Annotated in this window: 14 protein-coding genes; 5 read left to right on the top strand and 9 right to left on the bottom strand. The window is 35.4% G+C overall.

Going from position 1 to position 15,279, the window contains the following annotated elements; genetic code table 11:
- Positions 1-16: 16 nt before the first annotated feature.
- Both MKY07_RS19500 and MKY07_RS19505 read right to left on the bottom strand, forming a co-directional pair.
- Complete coding sequence (locus tag MKY07_RS19500) at positions 17-1,285, bottom strand: OFA family MFS transporter (protein ID WP_065217697.1); 1,269 nt, start codon at positions 1,283-1,285, stop codon at positions 17-19.
- 328 nt (positions 1,286-1,613) lie between these two features.
- Positions 1,614-2,357 (bottom strand): DUF4230 domain-containing protein, encoded by a 744-nt coding sequence (locus tag MKY07_RS19505; RefSeq protein ID WP_339263389.1) that lies wholly within the window; start codon positions 2,355-2,357, stop codon positions 1,614-1,616.
- A 230-nt stretch (positions 2,358-2,587) separates the two neighbouring features.
- On the opposite strand from MKY07_RS19505, the gene MKY07_RS19510 reads away from it, so the two are divergent.
- A complete protein-coding gene (locus tag MKY07_RS19510) occupies positions 2,588-3,241 on the top strand; it encodes a VTT domain-containing protein (RefSeq protein WP_339263390.1) in 654 nt (217 codons plus the stop codon).
- A 49-nt stretch (positions 3,242-3,290) separates the two neighbouring features.
- On the opposite strand, the gene MKY07_RS19515 is transcribed toward MKY07_RS19510, so the two are convergent.
- A complete protein-coding gene (locus MKY07_RS19515) occupies positions 3,291-3,881 on the bottom strand; it encodes a TetR/AcrR family transcriptional regulator (RefSeq protein WP_339263391.1) in 591 nt (196 codons plus the stop codon).
- A 131-nt stretch (positions 3,882-4,012) separates the two neighbouring features.
- On the opposite strand from MKY07_RS19515, the gene MKY07_RS19520 reads away from it, so the two are divergent.
- From MKY07_RS19520 to MKY07_RS19530, 3 genes are all read left to right on the top strand, one after another.
- Positions 4,013-5,161, top strand: coding sequence for an ABC transporter permease (locus tag MKY07_RS19520; protein WP_339263392.1), 1,149 nt, complete (start codon positions 4,013-4,015; stop codon positions 5,159-5,161).
- Positions 5,162-5,348: 187 nt separating this feature from the next.
- Positions 5,349-5,912 carry a sigma-70 family RNA polymerase sigma factor gene (locus tag MKY07_RS19525; protein ID WP_339263393.1) on the top strand — a complete coding sequence of 188 codons (564 nt, stop codon included), beginning with the start codon at positions 5,349-5,351 and terminating at the stop codon, positions 5,910-5,912.
- Positions 5,896-6,978, top strand: a complete 1,083-nt coding sequence (locus tag MKY07_RS19530; RefSeq protein ID WP_339263395.1) for a DUF4179 domain-containing protein — start codon at positions 5,896-5,898, stop codon at positions 6,976-6,978. The genes MKY07_RS19525 and MKY07_RS19530 overlap by 17 nt, the downstream gene beginning before the upstream one ends.
- Positions 6,979-7,127: 149 nt before the next feature.
- Here MKY07_RS19530 and MKY07_RS19535 read toward each other — a convergent pair whose 3' ends face one another.
- The 3 genes from MKY07_RS19535 to MKY07_RS19545 form a co-directional block, all read right to left on the bottom strand.
- On the bottom strand, positions 7,128-8,795 hold the full coding sequence (locus MKY07_RS19535; RefSeq protein WP_008408319.1) for a sodium:solute symporter family protein: 1,668 nt from the start codon (positions 8,793-8,795) through the stop codon (positions 7,128-7,130).
- A gap of 16 nt (positions 8,796-8,811) precedes the next feature.
- Positions 8,812-9,114 carry a sodium/substrate symporter small subunit gene (locus MKY07_RS19540; protein WP_008408321.1) on the bottom strand — a complete coding sequence of 101 codons (303 nt, stop codon included), beginning with the start codon at positions 9,112-9,114 and terminating at the stop codon, positions 8,812-8,814.
- 702 nt (positions 9,115-9,816) lie between these two features.
- Positions 9,817-11,406 carry an ATP-binding protein gene (locus MKY07_RS19545; RefSeq protein WP_339263396.1) on the bottom strand — a complete coding sequence of 530 codons (1,590 nt, stop codon included), beginning with the start codon at positions 11,404-11,406 and terminating at the stop codon, positions 9,817-9,819.
- 259 nt (positions 11,407-11,665) lie between these two features.
- Here MKY07_RS19545 and MKY07_RS19550 point away from each other — a divergent pair, with 259 nt between their 5' ends.
- Complete coding sequence (locus tag MKY07_RS19550; RefSeq protein WP_339263397.1) at positions 11,666-12,856, top strand: MFS transporter; 1,191 nt, start codon at positions 11,666-11,668, stop codon at positions 12,854-12,856.
- Positions 12,857-13,047: 191 nt separating this feature from the next.
- On the opposite strand, the gene rlmH is transcribed toward MKY07_RS19550, so the two are convergent.
- The 3 genes from rlmH to MKY07_RS19565 form a co-directional block, all read right to left on the bottom strand.
- Positions 13,048-13,527 carry a 23S rRNA (pseudouridine(1915)-N(3))-methyltransferase RlmH gene (rlmH, locus tag MKY07_RS19555; protein WP_008408327.1) on the bottom strand — a complete coding sequence of 160 codons (480 nt, stop codon included), beginning with the start codon at positions 13,525-13,527 and terminating at the stop codon, positions 13,048-13,050.
- 90 nt (positions 13,528-13,617) lie between these two features.
- A complete protein-coding gene (locus tag MKY07_RS19560) occupies positions 13,618-13,782 on the bottom strand; it encodes a CxxH/CxxC protein (RefSeq protein ID WP_339263398.1) in 165 nt (54 codons plus the stop codon).
- Positions 13,783-13,945: 163 nt separating this feature from the next.
- Positions 13,946-15,238, bottom strand: coding sequence for a trypsin-like peptidase domain-containing protein (locus tag MKY07_RS19565; protein ID WP_339263399.1), 1,293 nt, complete (start codon positions 15,236-15,238; stop codon positions 13,946-13,948).
- Positions 15,239-15,279 lie beyond the last annotated feature (41 nt).

Below are 15,279 nucleotides of genomic sequence, written 5' to 3' on the forward strand. Positions count from 1 at the left end.
AGCACCCCTCCACACTTTATCCTATTACTATTTCTTTTTTCTTATTAAACTCTTCGTTTTCCAAGTTCACTTTTTCAGGTTTAACAACGAATATACTAATTAAAGTGGCAAGCGTAAACAAAGCTGCAATTACGTATAATACCATGTCATAAGATTGGGTTTTTTCAAGAATAATGGCACTTAGCTGGTTGCCTGTCAATCCTGCAAACGCCCATGCAGATAAGGCTAAGCCATGCACAGTTGAGATACTGTCGATACCAAAGCGGTCTGATAACAGTGGCGGTAACGATGAGAATCCTCCCCCGTAACCTGCATTCACAATACAAAGTAAGGCAATGATAAGAATGGCCATGGAATTATTTATTCCATCAAATATAACGGTACATAAAATAATGACAATGGAAGAAATGAAAATAATTTTATAAATGGAGTTCCGATCTTTTAAACGGTCCCCCCAAGAAGAAAATGCAATTCGTCCGCCTGCATTAAAAATAGCTGTGAGCGAACTAACTAAACCAATCGCTCCAAATCCAATGAAAGCTAAAATGCCTTTTTCCTGTGAAATTAACGCTAAGCCACATGTAATGTTAATATAGAACATCAGCCAAATACCGATAAATGTCTTATTCGTTAATACTTTTCTATAACTAAAGCTTTGCATTTGTAAACTTTCTTCTTCATATCCAGCCGGTTTCTTTAAAATTAAGTGTCCGACAACCATCATTACTAAATAGATTGCTGCCAAAATATAAAACATAGTATAGATATTTGTCGGATTCACTAAAATACCTTCACTATTGCGATCACCAAGTAACTTTTCCATTAATGGACTTGCAATAACTTTTGCTAAGCCAAATCCTGCAACAGCAAGACCCGTTGCTAATCCCTTTTGTTCTTTAAACCAAAGCATCAGTGTTTTTACAGGTGTTAAATAGCCGATTCCAAGCCCAATCCCCATAACAACTCCATATGAAATATAAATTCCGATTAAGGATTTTTGATAAATAAAGAATCCTGTTGCTGCCATCCCTACAACAAAAAATATGGCCGCAAGCAAGGATGACTTATGAATATCTTTTTCAACAAATTTCCCGCCAAAAGCAGCAGACATACCAAGAACAAAAATAGCTATACTGAATGCCCATTCCACTTCACTGACAGGTTTTCCGATGTAAGAGGCAATATCACCCTTAAATAATGACCAGCAATAAACTGTACCAATACTACAGTGAATCAATAAAGCCGGAATGACAGCACGCATCCACTTGTTTTCAAACTTCCCCACATTAAAACTCCTCATTATTCATTTAACCCAAAACACGAACTTTAATTAAAAATAAATAAATATAGTTCGTATATAAACTATATTATTAATTATAATAAGTGATTTATAGATTAAATATTTTATTTTCACGAACATTAACAAAGTGATTATATAATAATATTCATGATAAATGAATAATAATTTTAATATAATTTTTAAATTGCTAGAAATGATTCATATATTATTCAAATTATTCTGTACTTAAGAAAATAAAAAACAGCCTAATTTAGTAATTAGACTGTTTGAAGCAGCAAAATATATCTTTTGTTTAATCGGGTATAATTAAAATCTATTTAAATGTTATTTTCACAGCATAACCTAGATTTCGGAAAAAACCTGCGAGAACTTTCTCCGCACTTTTTTCTGCTGATTCCAGCAACCCGATTTCAATGGCTTCATCTTTAATTTGCTTTTGCGCTACTGCTGCCAGATTATATCCCTCATCCCACTTCACTTCCCCACGGAATAATCCTTCGTCCGAGAAAGTTTTGACATCTTCCATTTGAATAGCAGGATCCTGTATTAGTGTTGCTCGTGGCAGGACAATCTCTAACTCTTTATCATCTTCGTTGATTTTGATATCATCCGAAGTTATTCCTTTAAGATCAACACCTGCAATGACTGTGGCAGGGACAATTAATAATAGCTCCCTTTTTGTACCTGGTAAATTAACCGAAATATCATTTCCGAACAGCTTATTATCCTTTTGTTCAATGACTACTTTCACATGTGCTTCAGCCGTTGCGAGCGTTGCTAATTCCTGAACCTGTTCTACAAATACTGTACTATCTTTTTTCAATGTATTTCCGAAAAATAACCAAGTACCTCCAAAGGTAATGAGTATTAGGAGCAGTGCAATTAATAAAATCTTAAATCCCCAAAATTTAAATATAACCTTAAATATTGCTCCGGAAATATTGGCGTTTCCTCTGTGCTGTCCTATAACCGCTGTGGCAGCACTTTCTTCCTCACCCTTTTTCAATTCCTTCAATACTTGTTCAATTTGTGTTAATGCTTCTTCTTTTTTACTCATGGCATCTCCCCCCTTCCCGATATCTTGTTAAGGAAAATTAAATTATAGTTTCCATATTTATACTTGAATATCATATCAAATTATTTACCTTTATTAGTACTAAAAAGGTGACTACGAGATATAACTCAGAAGGTGTAATCGTTTTTCATTTTTTTCAAATCTTGTTAATAGCAATTTTCATAAAATACATTTAAACTATCGAATGGAATTATATTAAGAGAGGTTACAAAATGAAAAAACAATCGTTGTTTATACGAGGAACTCTATTTGCAGCAATTTTAACAGGTTTATTCTTTGCACTTTACAAAAGCGGTATTTCTGTTTCCGATCTGTCACCCCAGCTTATTTTAGAGCTTGCTCATAATAATCTAACTATCGTTATTTTAATAATGATGTTATTAATGCTCTTGCAAAACTTATTTACATTTATTCCGTTAATTTTAGTTATCACAATTAATATTGCATTATTCGGGTTTTGGCGCGGTTATTTTTTTAGTACATTCAGCAGTGTTATTGGAAGTACATCGATTTTCATTTCCATCCGCTATTTTTTTGCAAACTTAATTACTTCGGAAAAACTAAAAAAATATGAGCAGAAAATCAATCAAAACAGCTTTCTATTTGTTCTTTCAGGACGTATTTTGCCATTCCTTCCTACGAATCTAATTAACATCGTATCCGGCTTAAGCAAAATGAAAATATCGTATTTTATCTCAGCTACTACAATTGGTAACATGATTTATGGACTTGTATTAGCCTCTATTTCTTTTGGAATTATCTCTGTCTCACAGCAATATAGACAACTATTTTATGTGATTATTGCAATTGCCGCCATTATCGTTGCGGTTCGATTCATTAAAAAGCAACGTACAACCAGTATTTAAAAAAGAAGGTATTATACCTTCTTTTTTATTGCGCTAATTACACAACAGCCTAATTATTTTTCTTTTGGATAAAGGAAATAATATTAATATACAATGCAGTCATCTCTTCAGGGGTCTTGTCTAAATTATTTTGAACCCATTGTTCAATTAATCCTAAAAAAGCAGATGTGATAAAGGCTAAAAAGTACTCCATCGGGACCTTTAAATTTGCATTAAAACTTTCATTCCCCTCCAAGTTTACACGCACTTTTTCTGAAAAGGCTGCTCTAAACCGAAGATGAAAACCCGCTCTTCCATGTTCACTTAAAAAGATTTTTAAAAATGGTGCCTGCATTTTTATCGAATTAAATAATGCGGAAGCTAATTGCTCTTGTCCTTTTTCAAACGTATGTGTAGATGAGTAGTTTAATTGCAATTCATCAATATGATCCCCTAGCTCTTCAAACAGTTGTAATTCAATCTGATCTAGCAAATCAAACTTATCGATAAAGTGTAAATAAAACGTTCCACGATTAATCTTGGCTGTTTTCGCAATATCCCCTACTGTAATTGAATCGAAAGTTTTCTTTTCCAGCATCTCCATAAATGATTTTTGAATAAGCTCTTTTGTTCTTCGATTTTTTTCTGTATAAACGCTCAAAAAAAACACCCTCTTCCACCAAAAATGAACAATCTGTTTATTTTGTTGATTGCTTTGATTTCCCCTTAAATTATAAAATAAACGAGTAATAATAAACAACATGTTGAAATTTGAGAAAGGGTGAAATTCATTTGAGATTATTTAAAGAAAAATTAGCATGGGCTGCTCCTATTGCTGTTATATTAATCATTGCACTATTTTCGGTAAACTTATTCGCACAAGGAAATCCGCAAGTAAAAAATCTGCCGGTTGCTCTTATTGTTAACGATGAGGGACAACACGTTGAGATGGTTCTCGAGGCTGTGGAACAAATGAGTAAAGGTGTAGACGGTTCAGAACCAGTTATAGCATTTACAAATGAGAAAGAAGAAAATATTGAATCACTATTTGCAGATAAAACGTATTATGCAGCACTTGTCATTCCTGAAGGTTACAATGACATACTACAAAATGCACTAACAAATAATCAAGCTGCCAAACTGCAAATATATATTAACCAAGGCTTTAATATGACAGGTGCAAACTTTGCAAAAACAGCTTTAAACGGCTTTGTATCTGGAATGAATGACCAATATTCCGCAAACTTTTTAGCACAGCTTGGTACTGAAAAAATTGATGCAACGCAAGCTTCCATTTTAGTAAATCCAATTGTTGCTGAAGAAAAAATATACAATCCTATTACAGCTTCTACTGCAAACGGGGCTGCCCCAACTTTATTGGCAGTACCTGCATGGGTAGGTGCGTTAATCGGTGGATTCATTGTATTTTTAGCAACATCAGGCATCTTTAAGAAAGAGCTGTTAACACGTAAACAAACATTAGGCCTAATTGGCGGGCAAGTTTTATTCGGCATAATTATTGCCCTATTTTCAGGCTTCACTGTTGCAACACTTGCACAGATCGCAGGTATTAATATGCCAAGCTACTTCCTGGTGGCTTTCTTTGTATCATTTGCAGCATTCTGTTTCTATTTATTAGTATCGGCAATTACCGCATGGATTGGCAAACCAGCTATTACATTATTCATGGTTGTCATGCTTTTAGGTATGGGTGTTCTTATGACACCACAGGAAATGCTTCCAAGTTTCTTCGTAAACTTCATTCGTCCATGGGTACCAATTCGCTTTGCTTCTGAAGGTTTACGGGAAATTTTCTACTTCGGCAGCGGATTCTACACAGGCGCTTCCTTCAACACAATTTTAGGAATTGGTATTGCAGGGTTAGTAATTTTCTTACTTTCTATCTTCAAACCGGTAAAAGTAAAAAAACAACAGAACTAACACATTAAAAAACGTTATTTTGCATTCAGTGCAAAATAACGTTTTTTATTTAACTTCTTTTAGATAAGCCCGATATATATTTCAATATTTTAACTTTTTTGGTTTTATTGCGAAAAAAGGTCATCACCATACGTTATATATAATGTAAAAGCTTTTGCAGTAACAATACTATAAAAAGGAGAACGATATGAAGATTGATGAGCAAAATTTTATAAAATATCTTCAAGCCGGCAAAGAACATGCTCTTGATTACGTAATCGACCACTATCTTCCATTAATAAAAGGTGTTGTTTTAAAAATTTTAGGTCCGCTAGACATTAATGAAAGCCCAAAGGAATGCTGTAACGATATTCTATTATCTATTTGGAAAAATGCAAAAAAGTTCCATGGCGATGCAGCTGATTTTAAGAAATGGGTTTGCGTTATTGCTAAATATAAAGCAATCGATTATTACCGGATGGAAATGAAGAAAAAAGAAAGCCCTTCTTTGAACATAGAACTGACACAGGCCGAATCCATGATGTATGAAAACTCCTTCCTGGAAGAACAGGAGGAAATTCAGGTAATCATCTCTAGTTTAAAGCCCGTCGATCAGAAAATTTTTATAATGAGATACTTGTTAGATTTTGATACAGAAGAAATTGCTCGTCAGTTGGAGATGACAAAATCGGCAATAGATAACCGCCTTTACCATGGTCGAAAAAAACTAAAAAAAGATTTAGGGGGTATGCCCATTGAAAAATCTGTTTAAACACTTTAATGATATTGACATTGATGTAAATGAATTTGAAGAAGCTGATGTAACAGAATTTGAAAAGGCTCAGTTTAAAAGAGACTTGAAAAGACAAGTATCCAAAACAAAAAACAGAAAGTGGATGAAAGGAGTTGCGGCTGTCTGCCTTTCGCTCGGTATCGGTACCGCATCACTTATAGGTCTATCCTATACCACCTTTGCTCATGAAATTCCGATAGTAAACAGTATTATCAAACTCTTCTCGACCAAGGACAAGATAATTTCAGGCTATGAGGAGTTTGCGGATCAGCAGCATCTTGAAGCAGAAAGCAATGGCACAACGATTACGGTAAATGAAAGCTTATTTGACAGTAAAAAGTTTTTAGTTGGCTATTATATTGAAACAGACAGAGATTTAGGTGAGCATCCGGAAATAGAAACTACATTTAAAGTGGATGGTCGTGAGCATGCCCTCTTTCATACAGAGCATATAATTGAAAAGGTCGGACCAAACAAATATGCCGGCTTAACAACAGCAATTCTGAACTTATCTAATCAATTGGAACAGGCGAATTTCGAATTCCACATTAGCAGTCTTTCCAATCGGGATACAAAAGAAATGGTTCAAGGTAGTTGGGATTTTGAAATAGATGCCAAAGCTACTGAGAATAAAGTTCAAATTGTGGAAGCACCTGCATCAAAAAAAGCTGATCTAGGTATTAAAATAAATGAAGTTATATACACACCGATCTCCTTTATCGTCAATTATACAGAAACGCAAAAAAATGAGATGTTAAAAGAGAAATGGGACGTTATTTCTTCCGATTTAAATGTAAAGGATGATTTAGGCAATACGTATACATCAAGGTTAACAGGCGGCACAGGAAACGGGCAGGGGTTTATGGAATATGTATTCACATATGAAAAACTACACCCGGATGCCAAAACTTTAATATTCACTCCCATATTCAAATTGATGGAGGCGGAAATCGATGAAAACGGCGTAAAATGGGTAAATCCTGATAGCGATTTAAAAATGGAAATAATCGAACTTAGTGATATTATTATTAAAATTCCTAAGTAATACGTCATCTAAAATGAATAACCTGCCTAGATCTCCTTGGAATTAGGGAGAAACGCAACCAATAGAAAAGCCAAAACGTAGAATTAACGTTTTGGCTTTTTGAATATTAGTGATTTTGTAATAAAACATTGAACTGCCCTCTCAATATTTTATTCTTTCGATGACCCATCATTTAAATAAACTTCACCGTCTTTATAAACCATTTGTTCTGGATAACGCAGGTTTATAACTGCATCTTGAAGTTCTTGTGAAGGAGCCCGTGTTGAAAGCGAAACAATAATATTTGTAGCGAAGGCAGCAATTGCTCCGAAAATACCAGCACCTGTATCAATGATGCCTAATATCGTAAAGCCACCGTACTTCGCACTAAAGATGTAGATAAGTGTTACCGCTAATCCGACAAGCATTCCCGCTATTGTTCCTTTTGCATTAGCACGCTTCCACCAGACACCTAAAACGAGTGCTGGGAAGAAGGTACCTGTTGCAAGCGCGAAAGCCCATGCAACAATTTGAGTAATGGCACCAGGTGGGTTTAATGCAATAATACCAGCCAACAGTGTTGCCACAACAATTGAAATACGTCCTATTAACAGGCGTTTTTGTTCAGAGGCTTGTGGATTGATGATGCGATAATAAATATCGTGTGCAAATGACGAGGATATAGAAATCATTAAACCACCAGCTGTAGATAATGCGGCTGCCATTGCACCTGCTGCCACGAGTCCAATAACAAACACACCTAGGTTTGCGATTTCAGGTGTTGCCATTACGACAATATCGTTGGCTATTTGCAGTTCTAGCCATTGAAGAATGCCATCACCATTCGTATCGGCTATCCCTAATTTGCCTGTATCAATCCATGATTGAGTCCAAGCCGGTAGCTCAGCAATTTTTCTACCAGCCACTTCCGTCATTAAAATAAAGCGAGCAAAAGCTGCATAAGCTGGTGCGCTAAAATATAAAAGCCCGATAAAAACCAATGCCCATGCACCTGACCAACGAGCCGCCTTCATAGTACCTACTGTATAAAAACGTACGATTACATGCGGAAGCCCGGCTGTACCACACATTAACGTAAACATAAGAGCTAAAAACTGCCACTTAGTTCCATTTGTAAAAGGTGCAAAATACTCCGAAATACCGAGTTCCCGGTCGAGTTCACCCATTTTCGTTAAAATTTCACCATAGGAAATCCATGGTAAGGGATTACTAGTCAAATGGAATGACATAAAAATAACAGGTACTAAATATGCGATAATTAAAATCACATATTGTGCTACTTGAGTCCAAGTAATACCTTTCATACCACCAAATGCAGCATAAAATGCAATGAGCACAACGCCGATTAGCGTTCCAATTTTCGCATCAATTTCAAAGAGACGTCCAATTACTACACCAGAACCTGATAGCTGTCCGATTGAATACGTGAAGCTTATAATAATTGTACATATAGCTGCTATTATTAGTGCTGCTTTACTATTAAAACGGTCTCCAATAAATTCTGGCACAGTATAGCGACCAAATTTACGAAGCTGCGGTGCAAGTAATATTGTTAAAAATAAATATCCGCCAGTCCATCCCATAATATAAGCCAATCCATCATAGCCAAGTAACATGATCGTACCAGCCATCCCGATAAAGGATGCTGCACTCATCCAGTCTGCCCCAATTGCCATCCCATTAAAAATTGGTGGCACTCCACGACCAGCAACATAGAAGTCCGATGTTTGTTTAGCAGTGTTATAAACTGCAATCCAAATATATAAAGCGAATGTTGCCAGTATAATTAACATTGACACTATAAATTGAGTATCCATAAATTACCTCCCTTCATTAGTGATTCATCATATTGTTTGCGCCTATCTCTTCATTTCGCGCTTCACTAATTCCATACTTTTTATCAATTTTGTCTCCAACAATTGCATTTACAAAAAGTAAAATAATGAAAGTAAGTAAAGCTCCAATTGCCCCCATAAAATAGTGGAATGGGAACCCTAAAAATTGAACTTCAGTTAATGAGTCTGCAAGCGCTACCATAACAAAAGACACTAAAAACCAAATAACAAAATAAATAGCCATGTACGTATTTTTCTCACGGAAATAGGCATCAGCAACTTTTTTGTCAATTTTTTTCATCTAGACCTTCTTTCTTCTAATTTTTATCGTAAATCAAAAATAAAAAGAATTGTTTCCTTTAACGGAAGCGGTACTAAAATTACCTTAACAACCATTAAAATAATAAGTCCTATTACTGGAAAGGTGAGAGCGATGAAACGTTTTTTTATTAGTCCATAAGCAAGACAGCAAATGGAGAAAAGAATAATGAACAGCAGCAACTAATTCCCCCTTTGTCTCCAAGTTTTTTTTAATGTATGTTGAAAATGTCCAGGATAAAACGACTATAGAATAAAAAATCCAGTTGAGTACGAATATTAAAACAGACAAGCATGAAAAATTAAAACCACCTGGAACGATGACAAATCAACGTTCCAGGTGGTATTTATTAAAACTGCCCCTACTTATAATATGGTTTGTTTCCTCTTTTATCGATTATGATTTTTCTTATAAACTTAAACACAGAATACATAATTATTAATGATTCCACGGTTTACTATGTTATATTGAAATAGTAGTATTTTTGACATCGAAAATGTTAATTTAAGATTGTTAAATCAGCATTATTGGGTGCCAAACCCATTAGAGTTCTTCAGGAACAAAGAATTCTACCGCAGCATCTCCAAGTGGGATGCTGCTTTTTTGTTTGTTTCCGAAACAAGTTAATCTCCTCTAAGCTTTTTCATATCTGTTTTCTTACAGTCCAATAATGGTTCTGAATTTTTAAGATTGCGGCAACCAAATTGTAAAGATTGTGCCTTTTTCCTTCTCACTTTTTACTTTTACTCTTCCTCTATGCAACTCAATAATGTGATAGCTCATCGATAATCCCAGTCCCAACCCGCTTTTTTTCGTTGAATGAAAAGGAGTGGATAGTTTTTCTAACGTATCTTTATCCATTCCAGATCCATCATCTCGGATTGTAATTTCAACCTCACCATCAGATTGATTTTGATTGACAGCAATTGATATATTGCCTTCAAAGTCAATAGCTTCATAGGAATTTTGTAGGACGTTTAGAAAAACCTGCTTGATTTTATCCTTATCTACATTAATTTTATTCTTAAAAGTAGCCTGATAATGGACCTTTATATTTTTATTTTTAAAATCATTTTCCATTAACATTAAGATATCTTCTATAATTTCATGTATACTCACACTGGATTTAGAGACTTCTTTTGCATCCGGTTTAGCCATCATTACAAATTGCTGAACAAGATTTTTTATTCTTTCTAATTCACTGAAGATGATTCTAAAATATTCTTTTTGGTTGTCATTATCTATTTTTAAATTTACCTTAAAGACTTCTAACAAACCTATGATTGAAGTAAGAGGATTTCTAATCTCATGAGCAAGTCCGGCACTGATCTTTCCTATTGCTGACAATTTCTCACTTAGCATAAGTTGCCTTTCTAATACGAGCCTTTCTGTAATATCTCTAAACTGGCCAAATACTCCATTTATTTGGTTGGATTCATTATAAATTGGAAATGAGTCAAATAAATACGTTTTATTGGATATAGATATTTCAATATCTTCGTACTTTTTACTCCCCCTCAAAACATTTTCCATGTACCCGCCAATTACTGCGATTTCTGTAATAGGGCGATTGCATATTTCTTCTTTATTGCAAGATAATACTTTCTCAGCAAAAGCATTTATCTCAATTATTTTTCCGTCCTCATTGGTCATAATGACCCCGTTTCGACTGTTTTCCATCAGCACTTGATTTAAGATTAATAGTTTCTTATTCTGCTGCTTAACTTTAACCTCTCGTTCTATAGAATCCACCGCAGACTGAAGTAATCCTGAATGGAATGAACTTGCATGATGAGCAGCCATCATCACCGAAATAGTCCCGCCTATCTTACCTAACGAATTGAATGGTACGGAGAAACAAGCACTTTTATGTAAACAATGGAAGAAATGGTCTGATCCAATGAGTTGGACAGATTCCCCTAATTTTAGTGCCATTTCAATACTATTCGTTCCCGCTTCTTCTTCCTTTAACCTGATTCCGGTAGATAAACCTAACGATTCACTTTGGCACTTAATCATTTCATCTCCGTACAACTCAATAATGTATCCTTCATGATCAGTGATAACGATTAAAACAGCTGTTCCATCAAGTTCAGCTATTAACTTCGTCATAAATTTTCTCGCCACTGTAATGGTATCTTCAAGCACCTTCTTTTTTTGTACCAACTCACTTTTTGACAATTTCCCTCCAGGAATAGGAAGTTTATAAGGATCCAATTTCCTATCAAGACATCTTTGATGCGAATTATATATATATTCATTTCTAGTTTCCATTTTTTTAATGCCACCATTTGCAATTTATTTGTTATTCCATCCAATCTATTAAGAATACCATTACTTGTACATTTAGGTAGATATGCTTATAAAAATATAATACTAGAAACTCTATTAATTTTAATTCCAGTTATATCAATGAATAATCTATTAATGCCTTAACTATATAACTTCCGGTAATTGTTCTATTCTTGGTATGATGTTAAGGTTGTGTAATTACTATGTCACACATTTACATTCATCTAAGAAAGAGGTATTTATGCACTCCACAGAATTATCAAAGCAACATTGGTTGCTGATCTTAACACTTTCTTTATTAACATTTGTTCTCGGGACAAGTGAATTTGTTATTGTCGGAATTTTAACAGATATTTCTTCAAGTCTTAATATGACTAATGTAAAAACCGGCACACTCGTTTCTGCGTTTGCAATTACGTTTGCCATCGCTACACCACTGGTGATGTCAGTAACAAGTCATTTACCAAAGCGAAAATGGATGTTGTTTTTAATAGCATCTTTCATCATTCTAAATGCTTTGTGCGTAATTTCGACGAGCTATATCATGCTCCTTACACTACGGATTATGACAGCGATTGTAACAGGAGTTTTAATCTCTCTAGCCATGATTGTAGCAAGTGAAACCATACCGATTAAAAAACGCGGACTTGCTATTTCATTCGTTTTCGGTGGTTTCACACTTGCAAATGTCGTTGGAGTGCCAATTGGTATTGTTATCGCCGAAGATTACGGCTGGAATGCCACTTTCATGTTAACCACTTTCCTAGGAGGATTGGCGTTTTTGGCATCCTTTTTTGTCTTACCTCATAAACTCAGCCAAGTACGCAGTTCGATACGTGATCAGTTTTCTTTATTGACCAAGCCTCGTATATTGATGGCTTTTTTCATTCCTGCACTCGGATTTGGCGCAACTTATGCAGTCTTTACATACCTTGTACCAATCTTGAAAGAAATGGGAACACCAAATAAGTCAATTAGTATAATCTTATTTAGTTATGGGTTTATTTCGATTTTCAGCAACATCCTCGCTGGTAAAATTGCTAGCCAAAATGCAATCGGTCGCCTTCGGTTTGTTTTTCTCGTGCAAGCAGTTGTTCTGACAAGTTTATTTTGGACTACCAATCAATTTGTTTTAGGATTAATAAATATTGGATTAATGTCGTTAATGGCTATCCTTTTAACAACATCTACTCAGCTATATTTAATTGACCTTGCAGGAATTTATCAGCCAAAAGCAACAGGACTCGCCGCTTCACTAATGCCAGTGGCAAGCAACGTAGGCATCGCTTTTGGTTCTGCATTAGGTGGAATTGTGTACCATCAAGGAAATTTAATGAATGTAGCTTGGGTCGGTGGGATAATTGCCGTCTGTGCAAGTCTGCTAACTTTCTTTAGTCATCAATTAGACCAAAAACAAAATACATCAGAATAGAAATGATCAATTAAACAAAAGTTAAATTAATTCTACATCGATCATTGCTACCGGTTTATATTTTTCGGCAGATAGAGATGAATTTTCAGAAACAGTTGCCAATTAAAGTGCTTACTTAGTTACAACCTATATTTTAGTAGAAAAACAGGCACAATCGCATGAAGCGAATGTGCCTGTTTCAAAAACCGCACTTATTTATGATACGGTTCTCCCTTAATTATTCTAAAACTGCGGTATATTTGTTCTACTAGCACGAGTTTCATCAACTGGTGAGGCAGCGTCATTTTTCCGAAGCAAAGCTTTTCATCCGCGCGCTGAAGTACATCCGTATGCAATCCTAATGATCCGCCTATAATAAATGCAACTTTGCTTTTCCCGTAAGTCATCAGTGCCTCTAAATCTGCCGCCATTTCTTCGCTCGTTTTCATTTTACCGTCGAGTGCCAAAGCGATGACATATGTACCATCATTAATTTTCGCAAGGATACGGTCACCTTCTTTTCGTTTAACGATTTCCATATCGGCATCGCTTAACTGTTCAGGTGCTTTTTCATCCGGGACTTCTACTAAATCGATTTTTGCATAGCCGCCTAATCGCTTCACATATTCCTCGATACCCATTTTTAAATACTTTTCTTTTAACTTTCCAACCGAGATGATAGTAATATTCACAACTTATCCACCTTTACGTTCCATTTACAAACAAGTTATCCACAAAAGTTATGCACATATCCACAAACAAAAACTATATATTGTGTAAAGTTATTTACTTGATACAACATATGTTGCTGACTGTTCACAGTAAGAACAAGCTGTTGATAACTTTTCCTCTTCCGATAAAAAATCCATCATAGGGAATTCTTCCATTTCTGCCACGTGCATATCTAACGCATGATCTATATGGGTTTCACAGCTGTATGTCTTCATTTTTAAACCTTCTTTCTTTTCTGAAATTTCCACAAACTTATTCACAATTTTTGAAATGTTATCCACAACTCATTGTAACAGACAAAAAACGAGTAGAAAAGACAAGCCTTTTTCTTCTCTACCCGTTGTGTACAATTTCATTCTTTAATTAAGTTATCCACATTTACAATTGTGCATTTTCCACTAACTCTAAATTAGCTTCTACTATTTTACCGTTACGATATACTTTAATTTTTAGTGTATCGCCAATGGATTTTTCATTATATAGATGTTTGCGAAGCTCAATTGCATTTTCAATTTTTTCGCCATCCATTTCTACAATGACATCATACTGCTGTAATCCTGCCTTATCCGCAGCTGAACCTCTTACAACTTGGGAAATGACAACACCATTCGTTACTTCTTCAGGTAATTTTAATGTTTGCTGTTGATAATAAGCCGGTACTTCCGTTAAATCGACTAAGGAAATTCCCATTGTTGGACGTTGTACTTCCCCGTGCTTTTCGAGTTGTTCAATAATCGGAATTGCTGAATTGATGGGAATTGCAAATCCTAAGCCCTCAACTGAAGACTGGGCAATTTTCATCGAATTTATACCGATTAATTCACCTGCAATATTCACTAAAGCGCCACCTGAGTTCCCTGAGTTGATCGCTGCATCAGTCTGTAATACTTCTGTAGACCAGTCTTCTGCACCATCCTCATTTAAGTCGACTGGCACCGAGCGGTCTTTCCCCGAAATTACACCTGTTGTTACAGAACCATAAAAATCTAAGCCTAATGGATTTCCAATGGCGATTACCGTTTCACCTTGTTTTAATACATCCGAATCTCCAAAGTTAGCTACTGTATCAATTCCTTCACTTGGTATTGAAAGTATTGCTAAGTCTGTCCAGATATCAGAACCGATAAGCTCTGCTTTTACTTTTTCGCCATCATCTAAAGTTACTTCAATTTGTTCTGCCCCATCTACAACATGGTGGTTCGTTACGATAAAGGCAAAGTTCCCTTCTTTTTTATAAACAACGCCTGAACCGCTACCTACCGCTTGAGCTTCTCCCGTACTTTGGTTCCAGAAGTTCGGTGCTACATTTTGAATATTTGTAATTCCAACAACGGCACTTGATACTTTTTCCACCGCATCTGTTACATTTGTAGTTACCTCTGTGGCAGTCTGACTAATCGTTGAGTTTGGGGAATCCTTTGTAATCGAATTTACTTCACTGCCCCCTGGCAACTGATTTGCCAACGAGGGAAGCAGGAGCCATAATAATAAAGCACCAACGACAACACCACTCAAGCCAGATAAAAAGTAACCGCCTTTACTGCCGCCTTTTTTTTCTTTTCTATTCTGCCGCTGTTTTTTTTCTTCTTCCTCTCTTTTTAAACGAGCCTCAAGCTCTGTAATTCGGTCATTTTGAGTTTCTTTCTTATCGTCTTCAGGATAGTAACCCATACCGTTCATCCTTTCTTTATTTTTCTTACTGATAGCATACA

Origin of the sequence: Solibacillus sp. FSL W7-1472 (assembly GCF_037969775.1) — a bacterium.
GTDB lineage: Bacteria > Bacillota > Bacilli > Bacillales_A > Planococcaceae > Solibacillus > Solibacillus silvestris.

Excerpts from the sequence above, each read along its gene's own strand:
- MKY07_RS19525 (WP_339263393.1), top strand. The coding sequence starts at position 5,349 with ATGAAGATTGATGAGCAAAATTTTATAAAATATCTTCAAGCCGGCAAA.
- MKY07_RS19560 (WP_339263398.1), bottom strand. The coding sequence starts at position 13,782 with ATGAAGACATACAGCTGTGAAACCCATATAGATCATGCGTTAGATATG.
- MKY07_RS19510 (WP_339263390.1), top strand. The coding sequence starts at position 2,588 with ATGAAAAAACAATCGTTGTTTATACGAGGAACTCTATTTGCAGCAATT.
- MKY07_RS19540 (WP_008408321.1), bottom strand. The coding sequence starts at position 9,114 with ATGAAAAAAATTGACAAAAAAGTTGCTGATGCCTATTTCCGTGAGAAA.
- MKY07_RS19550 (WP_339263397.1), top strand. The coding sequence starts at position 11,666 with ATGCACTCCACAGAATTATCAAAGCAACATTGGTTGCTGATCTTAACA.
- MKY07_RS19505 (WP_339263389.1), bottom strand. The coding sequence starts at position 2,357 with ATGAGTAAAAAAGAAGAAGCATTAACACAAATTGAACAAGTATTGAAG.
- MKY07_RS19565 (WP_339263399.1), bottom strand. The coding sequence starts at position 15,238 with ATGGGTTACTATCCTGAAGACGATAAGAAAGAAACTCAAAATGACCGA.
- MKY07_RS19535 (WP_008408319.1), bottom strand. The coding sequence starts at position 8,795 with ATGGATACTCAATTTATAGTGTCAATGTTAATTATACTGGCAACATTC.
- MKY07_RS19545 (WP_339263396.1), bottom strand. The coding sequence starts at position 11,406 with ATGGAAACTAGAAATGAATATATATATAATTCGCATCAAAGATGTCTT.